Origin of the sequence: Dyella sedimenti (genome assembly GCF_022760995.1) — a bacterium.
Classification (GTDB): domain Bacteria; phylum Pseudomonadota; class Gammaproteobacteria; order Xanthomonadales; family Rhodanobacteraceae; genus Dyella; species Dyella sedimenti.
In genome coordinates this window covers 254071-274520 of sequence record NZ_JAKWJO010000004.1, presented here as the reverse complement: position 1 = coordinate 274520, position 20450 = coordinate 254071, and the positions used below count along the sequence as shown (strand labels likewise).

Genomic DNA, 20450 nt, shown 5'->3' with positions numbered 1-20450 from the left:
GTCGGGTTTCCTTAGCGCTTAGAAGTGGTAGTCGGCTTTGATCAGGGCCACGCGCCCGCGTGGATCCGCCAGGGAGGTGTCGTACCAGGTGGTGTTGGGGTTCCACGGCGGGCGGCGGTTTTGCAGGTTTTGCAGCGCCAGGGTCAGCGTGGTGTGGCCGATGCCGTGGTAGCCCACCGAAAGGTCGAACGTGGTCCAGCTTTTGACCTTGGCGGGAAAGGCCGGATTGCTCTGGATGTTGCTGGGGTTCTGCCGGTAGCCGCCGGTGTAGTACCAGGTGAGCGTGCTGTCGAAATCGCCGATGGCCCATTGCAGGTGAGTGGTGCCGCGCCAATGCGGCAGCGCGCCGAAGATGTTGCTGCCCGCGCCATTGACCTCGACCTGACCCGTCACCTGTTCGCGGGTGAATTCCAGCAGCCGGCTCCATGATCCATCGAGGGTGAGCCGGCCCCAGCCGTCGCCGTGCATGGTCTGGCGGAAATCCACGTCCACGCCGGAAACGGTACGGCCTTGCAGGTTCAGGTACTGGTTGTAGACGGTAATCAGCTGGCCGGCGCCGTTGCGCACGATGCGGTTACCGTAGATGTCCGGATGATTGATGATGTAGGTGACGTTGTCGGCGCCTATCAGGCCATCCTGCGTGATGTGGAAGTAATCCACGCCGAAGCTGGTGTCGGCGCTAGGCGACAGCACGAAGCCGGCGTTGTAGTTTTTCGAGCGTTCGGGCTTGAGCTTGGGATTGGCGGCGCCGATGCCGGTATAGCCGCGCGTGCCCGGGGTGATCGGGTCGTAGGGGTCGTATACCGAGCCGTAGCTGACCGAGGTGCTGTTGGTGATTTCCGGCAGCGAAGGGGCGCGGAAGCCACGCGAGAACGAGCCGCGCAGCAGCAGCCAATCCAGCGGTTGCCAGCGCAGGCTGGCCTTGGGCGCGAAGGCATTGCCGAAGTCGCTGTAGTGGTCGAGCCGCCCTGCCACGTTGGCTTCCAGGTGGGTAGCCAATGGCAGGTTGAACTCGGCATAGCCGGCGGCGACGTTGCGTGAGCCGTCGATGATGCCCAGTGCCGGCCGCAGCTCGGTACCCGACAGCACGGCCTCCGAGGTGTGCGAGTGCATTGTCTCATGGCGGAATTGCGCGCCTGCGGCAAACCCTGCCGTGCCGGCGGGCAAATCGAACACATCGCGGCTGGCGGTGACGTCTGCGACGGAGAGCGTGGATACTGCCGGTCGCAGGGTGGACAGGCGCAATGCGTCGACCAGCACGGCCGGGTTGTCGTTGGAAGCGAGGTTGTAGCTGCCATCGGCGAGCAGGCTTTCAAATGCATAGCGGTTGCCGAAGTTGGTGACCCGCTCGCTCAAGCGGCTTTGCGAATGCAGCAGCGACGCATCCCAGTCCCAGCTGGCCACCCGGCCGCGCGCTCCCAGCAGGATGCGATGGTAGATCTGGCGGTCGCGCTTGTTGCGCGCACCCAACTGCCACAGGGCGGTGTTGACCTGGGTCGCCTTGTTGTAGGGGTTGGCCGGGTTGCCGACAGGCAGGGCGGTGTCGATGTCGGTGAGCGACTGGGTGGCATCGTTCCATGCGCGCAGGCCCGATTCAATCGACAGTGGCCCGCCGAACAGGAAGCTGGTGACGCTGCGGCTGTTGATCCACTCGCCGTAAGCCTGCGTGTTGTCGCCTACCTGCACGGTGCCGCGCAGCACGCCGTGGTAGCGCTCCACGCGCGGCATCAGGGTGGTGAACTGCGCGGGGTTGTAGGCCCATACCTCGCCGGCCTTGCCGGGCTTGATCGCATCCCAGGGTTGCAGGTTCACCGGGCCCACCGCCTCGGCGAAGCGGTCGCTGGGATCGCCGTTGTAATAGTTGGTGGGCGTCCACTTGAGCAGGCCGCCGGGTTTGCCGCGGAAATCTGCCTCGCGCAGCCAGCTCACGTCGCCCTGGTCGATGCGGTCGCGCTGTTGTCCATCCAGTGCGAAATAGACGTTGTAGCGATCCTTGCGGATGTCGCCATAGCCGGCCTGGATGCGGAACGTGTGCTCGTGCTGCCCGGTGCCTTCGGTGCTTTGGCCGTAGCCCGTGCCCACATCGACGCCCTGGTAGTTCTGCTTGAGGATGATGTTGACCACGCCGGCGATGGCATCGGAGCCATACACTGCCGAGGCACCGTCCTTGAGCACCTCGATGCGTTCGATGGCCACCAGCGGCAGTGCGTTGAGATCGACGAAGGTATCCGTCAAGCCGTTGGCGGTGGCGTAGTTGGCGGTACGCTTGCCATCCACCAGCACCAGGGTGTTTTTCGCCCCCAGGCCGCGCAGCGAGACGCTGGCCGTGCCGGCGGAGAAGCTGCCGGTGGCCTGCTCGTTGAAGCTGTTGCCGCTGTTGGCCGAGATGGTGCGCAGCAGGTCGGGCAGATTGGTCTTGCCGCTGGCGTCGATGTCGGTCGCGCGGATCACCAGCACGGGGTTGGGGCCTTCGGTATCGGTGGTCTTGATGTTGGAGCCGGTCACGGTGACGGCTTCGAGCTGGATGGTTTTGCGCTTGCCGTCCGGCTCGTCGTCCTGTGCGTACAGGACGGGAGCGACGGTGGCGGCGGCGAGTGAAAGCAGGGACTTCCTCAACATGGTGGGGTTCCTTGACATGGATGCAGGGCAGCGCTCTGCCGGACTCCACGGGGAGTCGGCAAGGTGGTTTCAGCGAGGAGTGGCGCGGGGCGCCGGGGGATGCGTTAGCGCAGCGGCGCTGGCGGGGAGATCAGCAACGACAACAACAGCACGAATCCATACCCGGCAGGCATGCCATGCCGATGGAAGTCCGCAAAGGCTGTGGGTTGGCGTGGCGCATCGTCAGTCCTGGACGGTCATTGCGACGTCGGTAGGGCGAAACTCGCCGCGAACGGAGATGGTGTCAACCGCATTTCTACGGCTGCGCCGTATTCCTACATAAAAATAGCCTTGGCTTTCAATGAATTGGGGTTGTCGCCTACAAAATATGGCATCGGCGGTGCTGAGCCGGCGCACTGGATGGCGTTGGTGTCGGTCACAAAATTGCAAAACCGTATTTGATAAGAAGTTCATTAATTAAGTAGTGTCGTGGATGTTTTGTTGAAATTCTTTAATAAAAATAAATAGTTAAATATGAATTTGGGCGCGTGGTGCGAGCATGTGACATTTCAAAACGACAGGGTTCAGTTAACCTTGATCGAACAAACAATCCATGCGCCTTTGCTAAGTTCACGTCTCCATCACGGCCGCCAGCTCGAACGGCGGTGCAACTCACGAACTTCAGGGGACGTGCTCCACATGCCAACGAAGCGATTGATCGCCGCTGCTGCGCTTGCTGGTGCCTTGTTCCTCTCCGCTCCGCTTTTCGCCGAACCCCTCGCCGCCCAGGCCAACACTCCGGCCGTGGCCCCGAACCTGATGGGCCAGCTCGCGGTGTTCGCGCCGGCCGCTGGCCTGGCGCAGTCGGTGCTGCCGGCCCAGCTCGCCTCGGCCGCCAAGGGCGACGACGACGATGCGGACGCTGACGGCATGCCGAGCGCGGGTGTGGCCGATGTGGTCTCGCTGGCCAATGACACGTCCGACCTGCGCAAGACCCTGGTCAACCTCGCCATGCGCCTGCGCGACATCCGCTATGTGCGCGGCGGCCGCGATCCTTCCACCGGCTTCGATTGCAGCGGCTTCGTCCGCTACGTGTTCGCCCACGCCGTGGGCCTGGAACTGCCGACCAACTCGGCGTCGCAGTTCCTGGCCGGCCTGAAGGTCAACCGCGACGAGATGAAGCCCGGCGACCTGGTGTTCTTCCGCACCGCCGGCAAGCGTGGCCAGGGCCGCATTTCCCATGTGGGCATCTACATCGCCAACGGCCAGTTCATCCATTCGCCCTCGCGCGGCAAGACTGTGCGCGTGGACAGCCTGAACGAGTCGTACTGGGCCCAGCGCTTCGCCGGGGCCAAGCGCCCGGATGCGCTCGCCCGCAGCTGATCGAGGCGCTTTCGCCAGTCAAGGGCCGCCCTCGGGGCGGCTTTTTTTTGCCTGCGGCGCGGCGCCCCATTGCTGCAGTTCGCCCGATGCGACGATGCGCAGGCCGTCGCCCGGCGCCTCGGCCAGGCGCCACATGGCACGCGCCACCGTGGCCGCCTCGATGCCGCGCCAGCGTTCCGGCAGCAGCCGTGAGAAGGGTGCGGCCAGCAGCTCGCCCAGGCGAGGCTGGCGGCGCTCGCCGAGCAGCAGGGAGGGCCGCAGGATGGTCAGGCGGGGCCAGCCCTGCTTTTGCAGGGCGAGTTCCAGTTCGCCCTTGGTGCGGTTGTAGAACCATCGCGACGAGGGATCAGCGCCCAGGGCGCTGATTACCAGGTAATGGCTGGCGCCTTGGGCCAGCGCCTGGCGCCCAAGCAGCAGTGGCAGGTCGTAGTCGACCGTGCGGAAGGCCTCGCGTGAGCCGGCTTGGTGGATGGTGGTGCCCAGGCAGCAGAACACGGTGTCGACCGGACCCTGCAACTGGGTGAGCAGGTGGCTGATCATGCCCACCGGGTTTTCCAGCCTGGGCTGGGGCGGCAGGGCGTGGCGCGTGGGGGCGAGCACGCGCACGATGCGCCCGTCGCCGAGCAGCAGCGCAAGCAGTTCCCGGCCGGTGAGTCCGGTGGCGCCGGCGAGCAGCACATGGTGGGGTATCGCGCTCATGTGGGTCATTCTACGGCCGGCGGGCGTACCGCAACCGCCAGGGTTGCCTGACGGCCGATGACCCCCATGTCTGGCGACCATCGCCAAGGAAACCCCGTATGCCTCTTTCTCCCCTGCTCGCCATGCCAGGCGTCGCCACCCCGGAAGCCGCCACCCGGGGCTATGTGTTCAACCACACCATGATCCGCGTGAAGGACCTGGCCCGGTCGCTGGATTTCTACACGCGCGTGCTCGGCTTCACCCCGGTGCATCGCCAGGATTTCGACGAGGCGGCCTTCACCATCGTCTACCTGGTGCTGGCGCCGGACCGCGCGGCCATCCCCGAGGACGACGGCGAGCGCCTTCGATGGGTACTGGGCCAGCCGGGCGTGCTGGAGCTGACGCACAACCACGGCACCGAGCAGGATGCCGATTTCCACTACCACCACGGCAATGCCGAGCCGCGTGGCTTCGGCCACCTGTGCGTGTCGGTGCCCGACGTGGGCCAGGCCTGCGAGCGCTTCGAGGCGCTGGGCGTGCCGTTCCAGAAGCGCCTTGCCGATGGGCGCATGAAGCACATCGCCTTCATCCTCGATCCGGACGGCTACTGGATCGAGATCCTGCAGCCGGCGCCCTTCGTCGGATAAGCGCCGTCCGGCCCGCGGATCGTCAGAGCCTGTTCGCGATAACAGGCTCTCAGAGGCCCCGCATGCTGTCCGGGCGGTGGAAGTCGCTGCCCGGCTTCCATTGCGGATAGCTGTCCTCCACCGACAGCCGGCTGCCGACCATGAACAGCGCGCGGATGTCCTCTACCGCACCGCTCAGGTCGCCATGGGGATCGAACGCGTCGCTGGCCGGCGGCGTATCGCCGCCGCTCGGCTCCGCGTCGGCCCGGGTGGCGGCGGAACGCACGTACAGCACGGGCACGCCCGCGCGGGCGAAGCTGAGCTGGTCGGAGCGGAAGAAGAAGCCCTTTTCCGGGGCCAGGTCCGGCATGACGGCGCGATGCTGCACGTGCGCGGCATCCTTGACGTAGTCGTCCAACTGCGATTGTCCGAAGCCGATGACCGACAGCGCGCTGGCCGGGCCGTCCATGGGCAGCATGTCCAGGTTGATGTCGGCCACCGTGCGGGTCAGCGGCACCACCGGGTGCGCCACGTAGTAGCGCGAGCCGAGCAGCCCTGACTCATCGAGCGTGGACGCCAGGAACAGCACGGTGCGGTGCGGCTTGGGCGCACGGTGGGTGAAGGCCTCGGCGATTTCCAGCAGGCCCGCCACGCCGGTGGCGTTGTCGACCGTGCCGCGCGGCTCGCCGCCCGGGGCGAGATGGTCCCAGTGCGCCGAATAGACGATGGCCTCGCCGGCCTGTGTCTTGCCGTCCAGGCGTGCGACTACGTTGTGCGATTCGCCACGGGCGATGGCGCTGTCGAAAGCCGTGCTGAGCGAGGCATGCAGCGGCACCGCCGCGAAGCCGCGTTGCGCCGCCTGCCGCTTCAGGGTGTCGAAATCCGCGCCGGCCTGTGCGAACAGGCGACGCGCGGCCTCCGTGGTCAGCCAGCCGGCCACGGGCAGGCGCCGCACGCCTTCCTCGGTCTTGGGCAGGTCGAGGCGCGTGCCGCTCCAGCGGCGCCGCACCACCGCCCAGGGATAACCGGCGGCATCGGCGTCGTGCACGATGAAGGCGGCTGCCGCGCCTTCGCGGGCGGCTTCCTCGAACTTGTAGGTCCAGCGTCCGACGTAGGTGTATTCGCGGCCCTTGAACAGCTTCGGGTCCTGGTTGGCCCAGCCCGGGTCGTTGACCAGGATGACCACGGTCTTGCCGCGGAGGTCGAGGCCGGCGTAGTCGTTCCAGGATTCGCTTGGCGCGTCGATGCCGTAGCCGACGAAGACCAGCGGTGAATCCACGAGGGCCGCATGCGGCTCCTCGTCGAGCGTGCCGACCACCATGTCCTTGCCGAAGTCGAGAGCCGCGTGGCCGTCACGGCCATCGATGGCCAGCGCGACCTGTTCGGGATGCTGCACCGTCGCCGCGACGTACGGCACGGCCTGCAGCCAGTTGGCGCCGTTGCCGGGAACCAGCCCCATGCGCATGAACTGGTGGACCAGGTAATCGGTGGTGCGCCGCTCCGCCTCGCCGCCGGTAGTGCGTCCCAGCAATGCGTCGGAGGACAGCGCCTTCACGTGTTGTGCCACGTCGCTGGCCATGATGCCCGGCGAGAAGTCATGGTCGCCGAACACGGGGGCCGCCGCGATGCCGCCACCGGCATCGCTGCTGGCCTGGTGATGCTGGCACGCACAGAGCAGCAGGAACGGGGCGAGCAGCGGCCACAGGTGACGCATGACGGTTTCGTCGTGGAATCAGGCGCTCAATGTAGCGCGTCGCCGGCGCAAGGAAACCTGGCGGGCGGCCTGCGCCGCTGCGGTTTCTTCGCAAGAACCTGGCGCCTGGCCAGGGCCGCCGATCGATGCCCGGTGGCATCGGATGCGAGCGGATCGGCCGGGCGATGCCGGTGCAAGGCATCGCCGGATGCCGCATGGTGGTGCCGCGGCCTTGGCGCCGTCATGTCGCGGCGGTCTCCGCAAGCCAGGCGTAAGCATGGCTATGCCAGTCCGGTACGGTTAGGCTTGGACGGATCGCCTCCGGGAATTGCTTGCACGATGCCGTTCGATTTGCCTGTCGTCACCCGTAACTTGTTGATTGCCAACGTGGCGGTATTCCTGTTGCAGCAGTTCATGGGCGAGACCCTGCTGATGCACTTCGCGCTCTGGCCGTGGGGGCCTGACCAGATCGCGCAGAGTTCGCAGGGCTTGGTGGCGATCGGGTTCCGCCCGTGGCAGGTGGTCACCTACGCCTTCATGCATGGCAGCACGCTGCACCTGTTCTCGAACATGCTGGCGCTGTTCATGTTCGGCGGGCAGATCGAGCGCATCTTCGGCCCGCGCAATTTTGCGCTGTACTACTTCGTGTGCCTGGTGATGGCGGCCCTGGCCCAGTTGGCGGTGGTGCAGTGGTTCACCGGCGGCTTCTATCCCACGCTGGGCGCCTCGGGCGCGATCTTCGGCGTGCTGCTGGCCTTCGGCATGCTGTTCCCGCACGAGAAGATGATGCTCATCTTCCTGCCCATCCCGATCCCCGCCTGGCTGTTCGTCACGCTGTATGCGCTGTACGAGCTGGTGCTGGGCGTGACCGGCACGCAGTCCGGCATCGCCCATTTCGCCCACCTGGGCGGCATGCTGGGCGGCTTCATCCTGATCCAGTACTGGCGCGGCAAGCTGCCGGTCAAACCGCAGCGGCGCCTCTGGCGCTGAGCCTTCGTTTCTCCTCGTTTCCGGCAGTGCCATGACGCAGCATCTCCAGCGCAGGCTGACCCCGCGCCATATCACTTTCATGGCGCTGGGCATGGCCATCGGCGCCGGCCTGTTCCTCGGCTCGGCCGATGCGATCACGCTGGCCGGCCCGTCGGTGCTGTTTGCCTACCTGGTCGGCGGCGCGATGATCTTCATCATCATGCGCGCGCTGGGCGAGATGACCGTGCGCGATCCGGTGCCCGGTTCTTTCAGCGTGTACGCGCAGCGTTATCTCGGCCCCTTCGCCGGCTACGCGACGGGTTGGAACTACTGGCTGCTGATGGTGGGCGTAGGCATGGCGGAGGCCACCGCGGTGGGCGCCTACATGCACGAGTGGTTCCCCGACTGGCCGCGCTGGATCTGGGTGCTGGCCAGCGTGCTGATGATCGGCGGGCTCAACCTGCTCAACGTGAAGGTCTACGGCGAGATGGAATTCTGGTTCACCCTGGTCAAGGTGCTGACCGTGCTGGCGATGATCGCCGGCGGCCTGGCCATCATCTTCCTGGGCTGGGGCAACGGCGGCCGGCCCACCGGGCTATCGAACCTGTGGGCGCACGGCGGCTGGTTCCCGCACGGCTTCACCGGCATGGTGCTGGCCTTGCCGGTGGTGGTGTTCTCGTTCGGTGGCGTGGAAACCGTGGGCATCGCGGCGGGCGAGGCGGCGCAGCCGGAACGCACCATCCCGCGCGCGGTGAATTCGGTGCTATGGCGTATCCTGATCTTCTACGTGGGCGCGCTGTTCGTCATCATGGCGATTTATCCGTGGAGCGGGCTGGGCGAGCATGGCAGTCCGTTCGTCACCACCTTCGCCAGGCTGGGCATTCCGCGGGCGGCGGGCGTGATCAACTTCGTGGTGATCACGGCGGCGCTGTCGGGCTTCAACAGCACGACCTTCAGCGGCAGCCGCATGCTGTACAGCCTGGCCGACAAGGGACAGGCGCCGGCAGCGCTGGCCCGGGTGAATGCGCAGGGCGTGCCGATGCACGCCATCCTGGGGACGCTGGCGGTACTGCTGTTCGCCGTGCTGCTGAACTACCTGCTGCCGGCCCGGGTGTTCGGGGTGATGATGTCCATCCTGTCGTTCAACACGGTGTGGACGTGGACCATGGTGCTGCTGGCGCACTACGGCTTCCGCCGCCGCCTGCAGCGGGAAGGCAGGCCGCCCACGGGTTTCCGCCTGCGCTGGTGGCCGCTGAGCGGCGTCGTTTGCCTGGCCTTCCTGGGCTTCGTGGTGGTGATGCTGGGCATCAGCCCGGATACGCGCGTGGCGTTGTACGTGGGCGCGGCATGGATCGCGCTGCTCGCGTTGTCCTATCGATGGGGTGGATGGCGGCAGTCGGCGTTGGCCGTAGCGAATTGACGGGTTTCCCTGCCGCAAATCGCGCGGCGGCTCCAAGCGCCGTGCGCGCGAGGCGGAAGGACTTCAGCGCAGCGCCAGGAAGTCCGGGCTCACCACGAAGCGCACCGCGTCCAGCCGCAGGCGTGCCGCCGGCAGGGCCTTGAGCAGGGCGGTGCGCTCGTCGGTCACGGCGGCGATCTCGGCTTCGCTGATGGCCGGGTTCACCGCGCGCAACGCCAGCAGGCGCGAGAGCTCCGCATCCAGCGTGCCGGTGGCCTGGGCCACGGCCTCGTCGATGCCGGCCTGGGCACGCTCGCCCGCCAGGGCCTCGGCCTTTTCCAGCATCGGCGGCACCAGCTTGGCGAGGAACTTGCGGTAGCGCGGCACCTCGATGGTGCGATCGGCGGCCTTGCGCAGGGCGATGTCGCTGGGGCGGAAATCCGCGCGCTCGCTCAGGCGCGTGTCGATGGTGACCACGATGGGCTGGGTGGGCAGGAAGCGCTCGGCGTCCAGTTGGCGGTCGGCTACGCATTCGAGCAGGAACACCGCCTGCAGCAGGGCGCTGCGCGGCGGCAGGGCGTCGTCCACCAGGAAGGCGGCATTGCCCTGCTCGTTGGACAGCGCCAGGTCGAGGGCGCCCATCACCATCGGGTGGTCCAGCCGCAGCAGCGGCAGTTCCTCGCGGGCCAGCGCCACCTCGCGGGCGAAGGTGACCGCCTGCGGGCCTTCGGCGAAACCGGGCAGGGCGTCGGTGGAGAGGTACTGCGGGTCGAGCAGCAGCACCTTGCCGCCCAGTTCCTCGGCATGGATGCCGAAGCGCTCCAGCAGGGCCTGGATAAAGGCGTCGCGGCCGGGATCGTGGTCCTCGCGGGCGAAGGCCTGCTGCAGTTCGTCGGCGTGCAGGTCGCGGCTGGCGGCCAGTTCCAGCAGGTGGTCGCGGCCGTCGCGGATCAAGGCGGCCATTGCCTCGTGCGCGCCGCGCGTCTCGGCCAGCAGCACGTCCAGCTCCTGGTCGCGGTTGTCCACGCCGCGCGCATGCTCCTCGGCCAGCCGCGCCAGCGATTCGCCGAAGCGGCGCAGCAGCTCACGGCCGTCGGCGGGGCTGGTGCGGAACGCGTCCACGCCCTCGTCATACCAGCGGGCCAGCACGTGCTGCGCGCTGTCGGCCACGGCCAGGATGTGGATGCTGATGTCGTGCTTCTGGCCGATGCGGTCCAGGCGGCCGATGCGCTGTTCCAGCAGGTCCGGGTCGAGCGGCAGGTCCCACAGCACCAGCCGGTGGGCGAACTGGAAGTTGCGGCCTTCCGAGCCGATCTCCGAGCACAGCAGCAGGCGCGCGCCGTCTGGCTGGGCGAAGTAGGCCGCGTTGCGGTCGCGCTGCACGATGCCAAGGCCCTCGTGGAAGCGGGCCACGCCCACGCCGCTCTTGGTGCGCAGGGCGTCTTCCAGGGCCAGCACCTTGGCCTGGCTGCGGCAGATCAGCAGGAACTTGTCCTGCGGATGGGCCTCCAGCAGGGCGACCAGCGCGTCCAGGCGCGGGTCGTTGGCGTAGTCGAGTTCCAGCGCCGGTGGCGGCTGCTGGATGTCCGCGTGGAATTCGGCCAGCAGGGCCTGGCGGCCATCGTCGCTGAGCGTGTCCGCCTCCCGCAGGTGCCACACCGGGATGCGCTTGGGAAAGCCGCCGATGCTGGCGCGACGGTTGCGGAACATCACGCGGCCGGTGCCGTGGCGGTCGATCAGCGCGGCGAGGATCTCGCGCGCGTTGTCCGGCTTGGTCGTGTCGGCCAGGCGGGCTTGCAGCGCGTCGTCGCCGGTGAAGATGTCGCGCAGCGCGCCCTGCTGCGCGTTGTCGAGCGGCTCGCCGTCCAGCAGGCGGTCGGCGATGCGGGAGAGATTGTGGAAGCGGTCCGACTCGGCCAGGTAGGCATCCAGGTCGTGGTAGCGCTGCGGGTCGAGCAGGCGCAGGCGGGCAAAGTGGCCGCTGCGGCCCAACTGCTCCGGCGTGGCGGTGAGCAGGATCACGCCCGGCGTGGCCGCGGCCAGTTGTTCCACCAGGGTATAGCGGGGGCTGGCCGCCTCCGGCGTCCAGGCCAGGTGATGCGCCTCGTCCACCACCAGCAGGTCCCAGCGCGCATCCAGCAGTTGCTGCGCGCGCCGGGGCGACTGCTCGAGGAAGCCGAAGTCGGCGATCACCAACTGCTCGTCCTCGAACGGATTGCGGCCGTCGCCGGTCTGCTCCAGCGCCTCGCAGCGCTCCTCGTCGTAGATGGCGAAGCTCAGGTTGAAGCGGCGCAGCAGCTCCACGAACCATTGGTAGACCAGGGTGTCCGGCAGCAGCAGCAGTACCCGCCCGGCGCGGCCGGTGGCGAGCTGGCGGGCGATGATCATGCCCGCCTCGATGGTCTTGCCCAGGCCCACCTCGTCCGCCAGCAGTACCCGGGGCGGGCGCCGCGAGGCGGCGATGCCGGCCACGCGCAGTTGGTGCGGCACCAGGCCGATGCGGGCCGCGCCCAGGCCCCAGGCGGGCGAGCGGCGGGCCTCGGCGCGGCGGCGCAGGCCCTCCAGGCGCTGCTCGAAATGGAGCACGGGATCGGTGCGGCCGCCGATCAGCCGGTCATCGGCCTGGCTGACGGCCTGCTCGTCGTCGAGCTGGCCTTCCTCCAGCTCGCGGCCCTCGCCGCGGTAGACCAGCAGGTCCTCGCGCACCTCCACCCGCTCGACCAGGAAGGCGATGCCCTTGCCGGCCACGCGCTGGCCGGGACGGAACTCCGCCCGCACCAGGGGGGCCGAGTCGATCGCGTAAGGGCGCAGCACACCCGCCTTGGCGAACAGCACCTGCACCCCGCGTCCCTCGACGCGAAGCACGGTGCCAAGGCCGAGCTCGGGCTCGGCGGTGGAGATCCAACGTTGACCGGGGACAAACATCAGCGGTACCGCAAGTTGCTAGGGCCGCCGATTATCCGCTCAGTGGTTGTGGATGCCTAGAGAACGCGGACTTCTGCGTGCCACCAGGGCGTTTGGCGGATGCAGAAGCCCGGTGGATGTCGCTCAACCCGGCGTGCAGGTCGCTCCAGCTGTCAGCGTCGCGGTGCTGACGCTGCCAGCGGTGCTCAGATTCAGCTGGGTGCCCGGCACCGATGAGGTATTCGCTCCGGCACCCGTGCCGCTGTCCCGGTAGCAGATGACAAAGCTCTGTGCGGTAGCGCTGGCGCTGGGCATCTGCTGCCCTTGGGCATCGAAGCTGAGAATCAGGCCGCCCGTACCCGCCTGTATCGAAACGCCCTGCCGTTGTTGGGTATAGCGCAGCAATAGGTTGGTGCCATCCGCGGCATCGTAGGCCGTATTGGGTTTCGCATTGCCGGGGGTATAGGCATAAATGATCCAGCCCGTATCGAATGCCGTGCCGGCATTGCAGCTGGTGCCGTCCGTGCTGGGACAGACGGAAACCGCCTGGCCGCGGTTCACCGCTTCGGTGCGCGCATAGCTGAGATCGGCCAAAAGCGCATTGCTTGCGCTGCTTACTGCACTGCGATGAATGGCATCCCGGAAATTGGGGACGGCGATGATGGCGAGCACCGCAACCACTGCCAGCGTGACCATCAGCTCGATCAGCGTGAAACCTCTTGGTTTGTGCGATATCCGGTTCATGGGATCACCAGCATGAGCCGTTGGAATTGCTGGCCGAGTCGCTCGGGTCCGGCATTTTCTTGCCTGCGGCATTGAGAGTCAGCGTCTGGCAGGCATCGCTCGCCTGCACTCCTTGCGGAACGGCTTCCACGGTGAACGACTGGCTTGAGGTTGATGCGCTCGCAGGGATGTCCGCAAGGTAATAGCCGTTGGGCGATGCCGTGTTGTTGAAGCCGACCTCGGCCAGCGAGCCATAGCGATTGTTGGTCGAGTAGAAGCGCTCTTCCGCCATCGCGATGTTCTGCAGCAATTGCTGGCCTTCCGAACGCCTGGCGCGATAGGCGTAGCGGGTGTAGGAGGGCACGGCAATGGCGGCGAGTATCGCCACGATCGCCACCGTAACCATCAGTTCGATCAAGGTGAAGCCTCGGACTCGGCTCATGGTATGGCACCTTTTCGCGGTCATGGGTTCAGGATGCTCCAGGAGCGGCGGCGCCACAACGGCGCATCGCCCGATAAGGGCTGGGTGGCGTTGTTGGCCTTGCCTGTCAGCGTGAGTCCGGGGAACAGGGTCTTGCCGCCGCCTACCGTGGTCGTTACCGGAACGGTACCGCTGGTCCGAACATTGTTGACGCGCGCGCCCACATAGGGAATGCCGCCCAGCGACGACACACCCATGCCGGCGCCGCCGCTGGTGGCGTCGACCAGCATGACGGCGCCCAGCACGGCGGGATTGCATGGGTCGCTGCTGCCGGGAATGAGCGTGCTGATGACTGCCGTATTGGTATTGAATACCGCACCGGGCGTCACGACCACGCGTTCGCCCGCATCGGTGACATTCGAGCCGTTCGAGGTCTGGAGATCGAAATACCAGCCACCCTGGCTCGCGCTGAGCGTGTTGGAGGTGAGGCTTCGCACGGTCGCGCCATAGTTGGGATCCGCCGTGTCGGTAATAGTCGTTTCTGTCAGCGTTTGCGCTTGCAGCGTCGCATGGGTGATGGTGATCGGGTTGCCGTCCGAATCCAGGGTGTCGCGGATGCCGTAGACCGACTGGACCGCGGCACTGTTACTGGTGTTGTCCACGGCGCCCAGGTATTTGCCCGTGCCGAACACCACCATGAAGCGATTGGTGGCGGGGTCAGGGAAAAGTCGGGGCATCACGGTAATCGGCTGGGCTCCTTGCGTCTGTGGCTTATAGGCCAAGGCCACGCTCCAGTTGGCTGGAGTCGGGTCGCTCAGGTCGAAGCGCCATAGGTTGCCTGCCAGGTCGCCCGCATAGGCGACGTCATCGATCTGGTCATTGTTGTAATCGCCGAGGACGGGCGAGGAGAGGCCGTAGCTGCTGACGCCGGTAATATTGGTCGGGGTTTTCAGTTCCTGGATGATGGCGCCGGTCTGGGCATCCAGCACGAAAAGCGAGCTATATCCATTGGATGCAGCCGCGATAACTTTGCAGTTGGCAGGCATGTCGGGCTGGCTGCAGTCCGGAAAATAGCCGCCTGGAACCAATACCACCCACTTGCCATTGGCAAGGCGGCCGATGTTCGGCTGGCCATAGGTGAACCCAAGGTTCGCCGGATTGCCGGCCGTGGTAGCGGCCTCGTCCGCATCGAATTCCCAAAGCACCTTCGTGGTGGCTGTTTCGGTAACGGCGGTCGGGTCGGTAACGTCAAGGGCGTAGATGCCGCGGCCGCCTAGGCGCAGGCCGCCCACCAGGATGGTGTGCCACTTGTTGTCGGTAAAGAACACGTCGCGAACGACCGGTGTGCTGTCGACCGTCGGGGCGAACTTGAAGCTCGACTTGCTGGTGAGATTGCCAAGGTTGGCATAGACCGCGCGTGGAACGTAGGCCCAGCGTTCCTTTCCGCACAGGTCGTTGGCGTTCGTGTTGGTGCAGGTCGTCGAGGCATTGAAGGCATGAAGCATGCCGTCATTGGCTGCCATATAGAGGGTGCCTGGGCGATTGGCATTGGCGGTGATGAAGTCGTCGTAGGTCTGTGCCGAGGTGCCTGCCTCCGGTGCGCCGGCCGGCCAGCTGTTGGTGTAGCCACTGCTCGGATAGCTTACGTAGACCGGTTGGGCATTGATGATCGCACCCAGCAGATTGTTGCGTACGCGCATGACGCCGGCGGTTTCCTCGGTACGGTCACCGCGCAGGTAGTTTACCCGGTTGATCAGGGTGTCGTTGGTGTCGGTGGCGGTAGGTGCGTTCAGTCCCGATACCTCGGTGCTATCGAACGCAGCGTTGCTGTCGAACGCCATGCCGACGATGGCGCCCGAGCTGTTCATGCTTGCCGTGAGGATCTGCCGGTTTGTCGGCGATGTCGCGGTCGCGTCGTTCAAGACCGCGCCGGCATCCCAGAGCGTCGCTCCGGCCGTGCCATCTGTATTGAGCGTCACCGCCTGCAATACGCCGCTCCAGTCGATCGAGCTGTAACCTGTGTTGAATGTCAGCGCGCCGAGCGTCAGCACGCTCGCATTGACCGCACTGACCGTCGGCTGCGCTATGCGCGCCGTGATCTTGCTGAGCACATTGGTCAATTGATCGACCAGGTCCTGGGGGTTGCCGGCACTGAAGAACTGGCCGCGACCGGCGAGCGCCGCATGCCAGGTATCGTCGATGTTCGCTGCGATGCCATTGCCCGAGCCGTTGGGCAACGGCCACCCGGTGCTTCCGCTGGAATTGGTGGTGCCCTTTCTCAGGTTGCAGGCATCCGTATCGGAGCCCGCGGTGCTCGTGCAATCCGTGTTCGTGGAGATATTGAGCACGCCGCTGACGCCCAGACCGATCAGGTATTCGGACATATGCGGCCAGGTCGCCGGATCGTTGGCAGGATTGAAATAGATTTCCTGGTTGATATTGGTGCTTGCGACGTTCGAGCCCGACAGCGTGCTGAGATTGAACACGCTGGTGCTGGTATCAGGCAGATAGGGGGCGACGAATTCGCCCGCTTCTGGCTTGTAAAGGTCGGGGCGCAGGTCGGTCGCCCAATAATGGAAGGCGAGATCCGACAGCGAGGCGTAGCCCGAATCGCCGTTGTCGTGGACAGGGGCGTAGATGGAAGTGACGCCCGCGCTCGAGGTGCCTGGGAACGAGACGTTGTCGGGCAGGCGGCTCACGTTGCTGGGAAGAGTGAGGCTGGCGGATTTCGGGCCATCGCCATTGCCGTTCCACAAGCCATCCGTCACCAGCATATGGAAGTTCTGCCGGCAGCTCAGCTCATTGCCATCGCCGGTGCCGCTGACCGGCGGCTGCCAGTAGGGGTCCTCGAGATTTCCCGTGCCTCCGGTATTGTTTTGGCCACGCATGAAGAATGTGCCTGCCCTGTCGAGGGCGCTGCGGGTAGGCGTGCCGCCGTTGGCGCCCACCTGGAAGATCCAGTTGAAGAACGCGCTGCGATAGCAGTCCGGCGGGGTCTTTACCGGGCCTTGCTGTTGTGTCGAGAGGGGATCGGCGCTTTGCTTTTGGGACGCGCTGCAATTGGACGAGTCGACCAGGTCACTGATGATGGCGCCCAGCACGGCAGGGGAGCCACCGGAGCAGCCTCCAAACCTGCTCGGCGTGCAAGGGATGGCGGCGGCATCGCCGGTGAGCATGTAGGAACTGTCGTTGAGGTTTTGCCATGCAACACGGATGGAGCTGCCGAATCCGCCACTTGAAGTCGTGCTTGCCAGGCTGCTGTTGCCAAATACGCGTGAAAGCGAGGTTCGCGCCATAAGGTTTCGGGTGTGGTAATACGCCCACCAGTTGGCCCAGTTCTGATATTGGCTCACCGTGGTGCCACTGGCGTCGGTAATCGTGGTGCCGTTGATGACCAATGCGGCATTGGTGACTTGCACGGCGGTCCAGTTATTGGCGTTGTATAGGTTGGCCAACGCTGCTGAAGTTGGAATGCCGTAACTGTTCACGGCCAGGGTTGGGCCGGTGTATTTGTAGTAATACGGCCCGCCTCCGGCTCCTGATACCGGACTGGAAGAGTGGCCGCCGCCTGCCGAGCCGCCTCCATCATAAGGACAGTTCCAGTAGGTAGTGGTCTTGTGGGTACCCGAACCCGAGGTGCCGTTGAGGAATGAACTGCTGCCCGATGATTGTGGGTTGAGCGGCCGGTGCGCGGTCACGCCATCATTATCCACCGCTGCCAATGTGGCGTCGGCTTGCGGAAAGCTTGTGCCATCGGAGTTGATGGGTGGTTGGTAGTAGATGTTAGGGTTGTAGTACACGCCATTCATCACGTGCGTGCCGATACCCGTCGTGGCGGTCGGATCGATCACTCCCGCGCAATACCACGGGCCGTTGCCCCACGTTTCCGCCTTAGTGGTCGTTCCGCCATGGTTGTTGCTCGTCGTATAGCTGTAATTGAATGGCGGATTGTCGCTCATGTAGTCCCATGCCATGGAGCCCGAATCGTCGAAAGTGACGGCAATATTCGGGGGAACGGCCTGGGTTTCGTTGGGCGGCGTCGGGCTGAGGTCCACCGTGCCGGTCGTCGTAGTCGCCGCGTACGCGGTCGGTGCCAGCGGTGCCATAAGGCCTCCCGCCAGGGTCAGCAATAGGGCTGCAACGCCGAGGCCAAAGCCACGGGAATGAGGGCGGGTCAGCATGGGTGGGTGGCTCCGGCTCAATTGGTTGCCTGGGCGTCGAAGGTGCTTTGCACGACACGGAGGGCATCGGGGTTGCCGCCTGTGGCGCGTGCCGTGATGCGGTAGATATGAGTGTTGACTTGGCCAGGACCGTTATTGTTGGGTCCTGTATCACCGGATTCGTGTTGTACGCCCGACCCGGGAGGTAGTTCAGGCCCCATGTCCTCGATAAGGTAGAGAGGGTTCTGCGCCAATTGGCCCACGGTGCCCATCGTGCTGCTGGACGTGTAGTCCATGGAGCCGCCCGGTCCCTTGTAGACCATGCCGGTACCGTTAAGCCAACTCTGTTGGGAGCGGAACTTGGTCACTAGACCGGCGGCTCCATAAAGATTGGTGTCCGAGGGGTTGTAGACCACGCAGCCGTCGTCGCTGGAAATGGCGCCGCTTTGGCAGTCCAGGTGGCCTCCCACTTGGCTGGTGCTCTTCCACAGCTTCCATTCGGCGCCGCGCAGTGCGTTCTCGGCGCTCATCTGTGCCTGCTGGGCGTTGCGCAGGCCCCCCGCCATGCGTTCCTGCAATAGGGAGCGACTCGATGCCGCCACGGAAAGAATGGTGAGCAACAGCAGAAAGATCAGGGCCACGACCAACACGGCGCCTTTTTCGGTGCGTGGCGCCTTCGACGGTATGGCTCGGGGTGCGTGGATCATATTGAACTCCGCTATGCGCTCCATGGCGACATCGGGTTGAAATTCATCGAACTCCGCGCAAGTCCATGCCGGGCATGCGTGGGTTGGGAATGCATCAAGGATTGAAATTGCGTAGCGAGACGAGAGCCGTGAATTCGCGGCGCAACAGCGGGTTGACGAAACCCTGCTGCGCAGGTGTGACCTTTCGAGCGGCGTCACCAGGGGCGCTTGGCGTAGTCAATCCGTCGGTGGCATAGGTGTATTCCAGCTCGCCAGGGGTGAGGGTATAGAGAGGTACCTGGCCATCCATGAGAAGGTCCACTTCTATGCTTTTCACCGCGCGCCAGAGGCATCCTTTGTCAATGGTGTCCGCAGGGTTGGGTACCTGCGAAGTGCAGCCGGGCGTGCCGCTGGTGCTGGCGTCCACATCGGCGGCGGAAAGGAAGCGGGTGGTGCCGTCCGGATATTCGACGCCATACTTGAAATCGAGGCGCTCGATGCCACGCACCAGTTCGTCCTCACGGCCGCCTTCACTCGCATTGTTGCCGTTGACGCGGCGCATGAGTGCGCCTGTCGTGGTGATGCCATCGCCGCTGGGAACGACCTCCAGGTAGTAGGTAACCGTCTGGTAGTCACGGTTGAGGTCGAACAGCATTGGGGCCGCCGTTCCTTGCTGGCCGGTCGGCAGGGCGAAGTTGTAGCCGGCAGTGGTGCCAACGCCCATGGGAACAAGCGTGCCGCTGCCTTGTCCTGTGATGGCGAATACCTGGGCGCTGGAGCAGTTGGCCAGAAGGGCCAGGTCGCCAGGTTGAAAGTTCGTTACTGGTGGCTCGGTACTGGTGGGGGCCAGATTAATCTGCGCGAGCGAACTGTCGGCCGCGTTGGTGGTCAGGGTGCTTCCGGAGGCACTGCCGCTGGGATAAATGGTCCAGCCACTGCCGGGCTTCAGATAACGCAGTGTGATGACCGATGAACCGAGTACACGCTTGCCTGCGGTGGTGCCCTGCGCCGGTATGCCCACATATGAGGGATCGACCGGCGTACAGGCGGTGGTCGTGCAGTCATAGCCGCGCATGGAAAGGAAAGAGGGTAGCGAATAGGCGGTGGTTGGCTCGGAGGGATAGGTGCCGCCGGCCGATGCTCCCCAGGGCGTGGTGAGGTCATACATCGCATTCATCAGCTTGCCGACGGCATAGATCGTCGGCGCGCGCAGCCCATCGATGTAGACGCCCCCGGTACCCAGGTGGGCATTACCGCCCGTATTGGTGCAGTACTGGCTGTTCGCCGCAGCGAGATCGCTGCTGATGCGCGTGATGGCGAAACGGCCCTCTTCCTGCAGACGCGCCAATTGGGTCTGGGCGCGGTTACTGGATGAGGTAGAGAGAAAGATCGAAACGATACCGGCAGCGACAAGTACGCCGAGCACCATGGCGATCATGAGTTCGATCAGCGAGAAGCCGAATTGGCGTCGATGGCTCATGGCTGGAAATCCCAGGTAAAGGTCTGCGCGGCATTCCCATCGCCGACGTTGTTCGAGTCCCCCGTCTGGTGCTCCGACCAGGAGACGGTCATATGACAATTGCCGCCATAGGGAGGACCCATCGACTGCTGGTCCAACGATGGCGTGAATCCGGCGCCGGTCTGGTCGCAATTGATGGAGGCTGTCGATGCGGGCAGGAAGGAAGCCAGTTGGCTATTCCAGACCTGAATGTCATAGTTTGCCAACTGGTCGGGCGTGCAGCCGGTTGTCTTGTCGCACGTTTGGGTGGTCGTATTAGGGAACGACACGTTGTACTTGCCATGCCACACGCCTACGGGATTGGCATGCATGCGGTCGGCCATGTTCTGGGCTAGGAAGGTGACCTGGGTACGGATGTAGGCGGCCTGGTTGGAACGGGTGGCCATCAACAACAGTCCTGCCATCCCAACCAGGCCTATGCTGAAAATCAGCACCGCTACCAGGACTTCGATCAGCGAGAGGCCTCGCTGACGCGATTTCACTTGCATCGTATTTCCCCCGTATCCCCAATGCCCTGTATCGAAGGCCTTCAGTCATGCTCTGGCGTGACACGTGTCGTGCGATTACGCCATGGACATCACGCTCCCGTCGAAGGGAAGCGTTGGGAAAATTGTCTATCGGACTACGTAGGATTTCGACTGCCGCTTATCGGAGAAAAACTGCCTTCCATCGCGGACAAGTGATTGAGTTC

The 20450-nt window shown here is 65.0% G+C and carries 14 protein-coding genes; 4 read left to right on the top strand and 10 right to left on the bottom strand.

Going from position 1 to position 20450, the window contains the following annotated elements:
* Positions 1–18 precede the first annotated feature (18 nt).
* The gene (locus MJ605_RS11390; protein ID WP_243041632.1) at positions 19–2619 is read right to left on the bottom strand and encodes a TonB-dependent receptor; all 2601 of its coding nucleotides are present in this window, start codon (positions 2617–2619) and stop codon (positions 19–21) included.
* A gap of 678 nt (positions 2620–3297) precedes the next feature.
* Between MJ605_RS11390 and MJ605_RS11385 the strand changes: the two genes are divergently transcribed.
* Positions 3298–3981, top strand: a complete 684-nt coding sequence (locus MJ605_RS11385) for a C40 family peptidase (RefSeq protein ID WP_243041631.1) — start codon at positions 3298–3300, stop codon at positions 3979–3981.
* 18 nt (positions 3982–3999) lie between these two features.
* Here MJ605_RS11385 and MJ605_RS11380 read toward each other — a convergent pair whose 3' ends face one another.
* On the bottom strand, positions 4000–4680 hold the full coding sequence (locus MJ605_RS11380; RefSeq protein ID WP_243041630.1) for a Rossmann-fold NAD(P)-binding domain-containing protein: 681 nt from the start codon (positions 4678–4680) through the stop codon (positions 4000–4002).
* Between the two features lie 98 nt (positions 4681–4778).
* On the opposite strand from MJ605_RS11380, the gene gloA reads away from it, so the two are divergent.
* Complete coding sequence (gloA, locus tag MJ605_RS11375) at positions 4779–5306, top strand: lactoylglutathione lyase (RefSeq protein WP_243041629.1); 528 nt, start codon at positions 4779–4781, stop codon at positions 5304–5306.
* A gap of 49 nt (positions 5307–5355) precedes the next feature.
* Here gloA and MJ605_RS11370 read toward each other — a convergent pair whose 3' ends face one another.
* On the bottom strand, positions 5356–6999 hold the full coding sequence (locus MJ605_RS11370; protein ID WP_243041628.1) for a M28 family peptidase: 1644 nt from the start codon (positions 6997–6999) through the stop codon (positions 5356–5358).
* Positions 7000–7317: 318 nt separating this feature from the next.
* Between MJ605_RS11370 and MJ605_RS11365 the strand changes: the two genes are divergently transcribed.
* Both MJ605_RS11365 and MJ605_RS11360 read left to right on the top strand, forming a co-directional pair.
* Complete coding sequence (locus MJ605_RS11365) at positions 7318–7968, top strand: rhomboid family intramembrane serine protease (protein ID WP_243041627.1); 651 nt, start codon at positions 7318–7320, stop codon at positions 7966–7968.
* Positions 7969–7999: 31 nt separating this feature from the next.
* Positions 8000–9367 (top strand): amino acid permease, encoded by a 1368-nt coding sequence (locus MJ605_RS11360; protein WP_243041626.1) that lies wholly within the window; start codon positions 8000–8002, stop codon positions 9365–9367.
* Between the two features lie 63 nt (positions 9368–9430).
* Here MJ605_RS11360 and rapA read toward each other — a convergent pair whose 3' ends face one another.
* The 7 genes from rapA to pilV form a co-directional block, all read right to left on the bottom strand.
* Positions 9431–12271, bottom strand: a complete 2841-nt coding sequence (rapA, locus tag MJ605_RS11355) for an RNA polymerase-associated protein RapA (RefSeq protein ID WP_243041625.1) — start codon at positions 12269–12271, stop codon at positions 9431–9433.
* 123 nt (positions 12272–12394) lie between these two features.
* Complete coding sequence (locus MJ605_RS11350; protein WP_243041624.1) at positions 12395–12994, bottom strand: GspH/FimT family pseudopilin; 600 nt, start codon at positions 12992–12994, stop codon at positions 12395–12397.
* Positions 12995–12998: 4 nt separating this feature from the next.
* A complete protein-coding gene (locus tag MJ605_RS11345; protein ID WP_279237538.1) occupies positions 12999–13415 on the bottom strand; it encodes a type IV pilin protein in 417 nt (138 codons plus the stop codon).
* Positions 13416–13435: 20 nt separating this feature from the next.
* Complete coding sequence (locus tag MJ605_RS11335) at positions 13436–17575, bottom strand: pilus assembly protein (protein ID WP_243041623.1); 4140 nt, start codon at positions 17573–17575, stop codon at positions 13436–13438.
* Between the two features lie 17 nt (positions 17576–17592).
* A complete protein-coding gene (locus MJ605_RS11330) occupies positions 17593–18261 on the bottom strand; it encodes a pilus assembly PilX family protein (protein WP_243041622.1) in 669 nt (222 codons plus the stop codon).
* Between the two features lie 94 nt (positions 18262–18355).
* Positions 18356–19720, bottom strand: a complete 1365-nt coding sequence (locus MJ605_RS11325) for a PilW family protein (protein ID WP_243041621.1) — start codon at positions 19718–19720, stop codon at positions 18356–18358.
* Positions 19717–20247, bottom strand: a complete 531-nt coding sequence (gene pilV, locus MJ605_RS11320; protein ID WP_243041620.1) for a type IV pilus modification protein PilV — start codon at positions 20245–20247, stop codon at positions 19717–19719. Before pilV ends, MJ605_RS11325 begins: the two co-directional genes overlap by 4 nt.
* Positions 20248–20450 lie beyond the last annotated feature (203 nt).

Bases quoted from the DNA above. Each gene is read 5' to 3' on its own strand.
- MJ605_RS11390 (WP_243041632.1), bottom strand. From the start codon at position 2,619: ATGTTGAGGAAGTCCCTGCTTTCACTCGCCGCCGCCACCGTCGCTCCC.
- MJ605_RS11385 (WP_243041631.1), top strand. From the start codon at position 3,298: ATGCCAACGAAGCGATTGATCGCCGCTGCTGCGCTTGCTGGTGCCTTG.
- MJ605_RS11380 (WP_243041630.1), bottom strand. From the start codon at position 4,680: ATGAGCGCGATACCCCACCATGTGCTGCTCGCCGGCGCCACCGGACTC.
- gloA (WP_243041629.1), top strand. From the start codon at position 4,779: ATGCCTCTTTCTCCCCTGCTCGCCATGCCAGGCGTCGCCACCCCGGAA.
- MJ605_RS11370 (WP_243041628.1), bottom strand. From the start codon at position 6,999: ATGCGTCACCTGTGGCCGCTGCTCGCCCCGTTCCTGCTGCTCTGTGCG.
- MJ605_RS11365 (WP_243041627.1), top strand. From the start codon at position 7,318: ATGCCGTTCGATTTGCCTGTCGTCACCCGTAACTTGTTGATTGCCAAC.
- MJ605_RS11360 (WP_243041626.1), top strand. From the start codon at position 8,000: ATGACGCAGCATCTCCAGCGCAGGCTGACCCCGCGCCATATCACTTTC.
- rapA (WP_243041625.1), bottom strand. From the start codon at position 12,271: ATGTTTGTCCCCGGTCAACGTTGGATCTCCACCGCCGAGCCCGAGCTC.
- MJ605_RS11350 (WP_243041624.1), bottom strand. From the start codon at position 12,994: ATGAACCGGATATCGCACAAACCAAGAGGTTTCACGCTGATCGAGCTG.
- MJ605_RS11345 (WP_279237538.1), bottom strand. From the start codon at position 13,415: ATGAGCCGAGTCCGAGGCTTCACCTTGATCGAACTGATGGTTACGGTG.
- MJ605_RS11335 (WP_243041623.1), bottom strand. From the start codon at position 17,575: ATGCTGACCCGCCCTCATTCCCGTGGCTTTGGCCTCGGCGTTGCAGCC.
- MJ605_RS11330 (WP_243041622.1), bottom strand. From the start codon at position 18,261: ATGATCCACGCACCCCGAGCCATACCGTCGAAGGCGCCACGCACCGAA.
- MJ605_RS11325 (WP_243041621.1), bottom strand. From the start codon at position 19,720: ATGAGCCATCGACGCCAATTCGGCTTCTCGCTGATCGAACTCATGATC.
- pilV (WP_243041620.1), bottom strand. From the start codon at position 20,247: ATGCAAGTGAAATCGCGTCAGCGAGGCCTCTCGCTGATCGAAGTCCTG.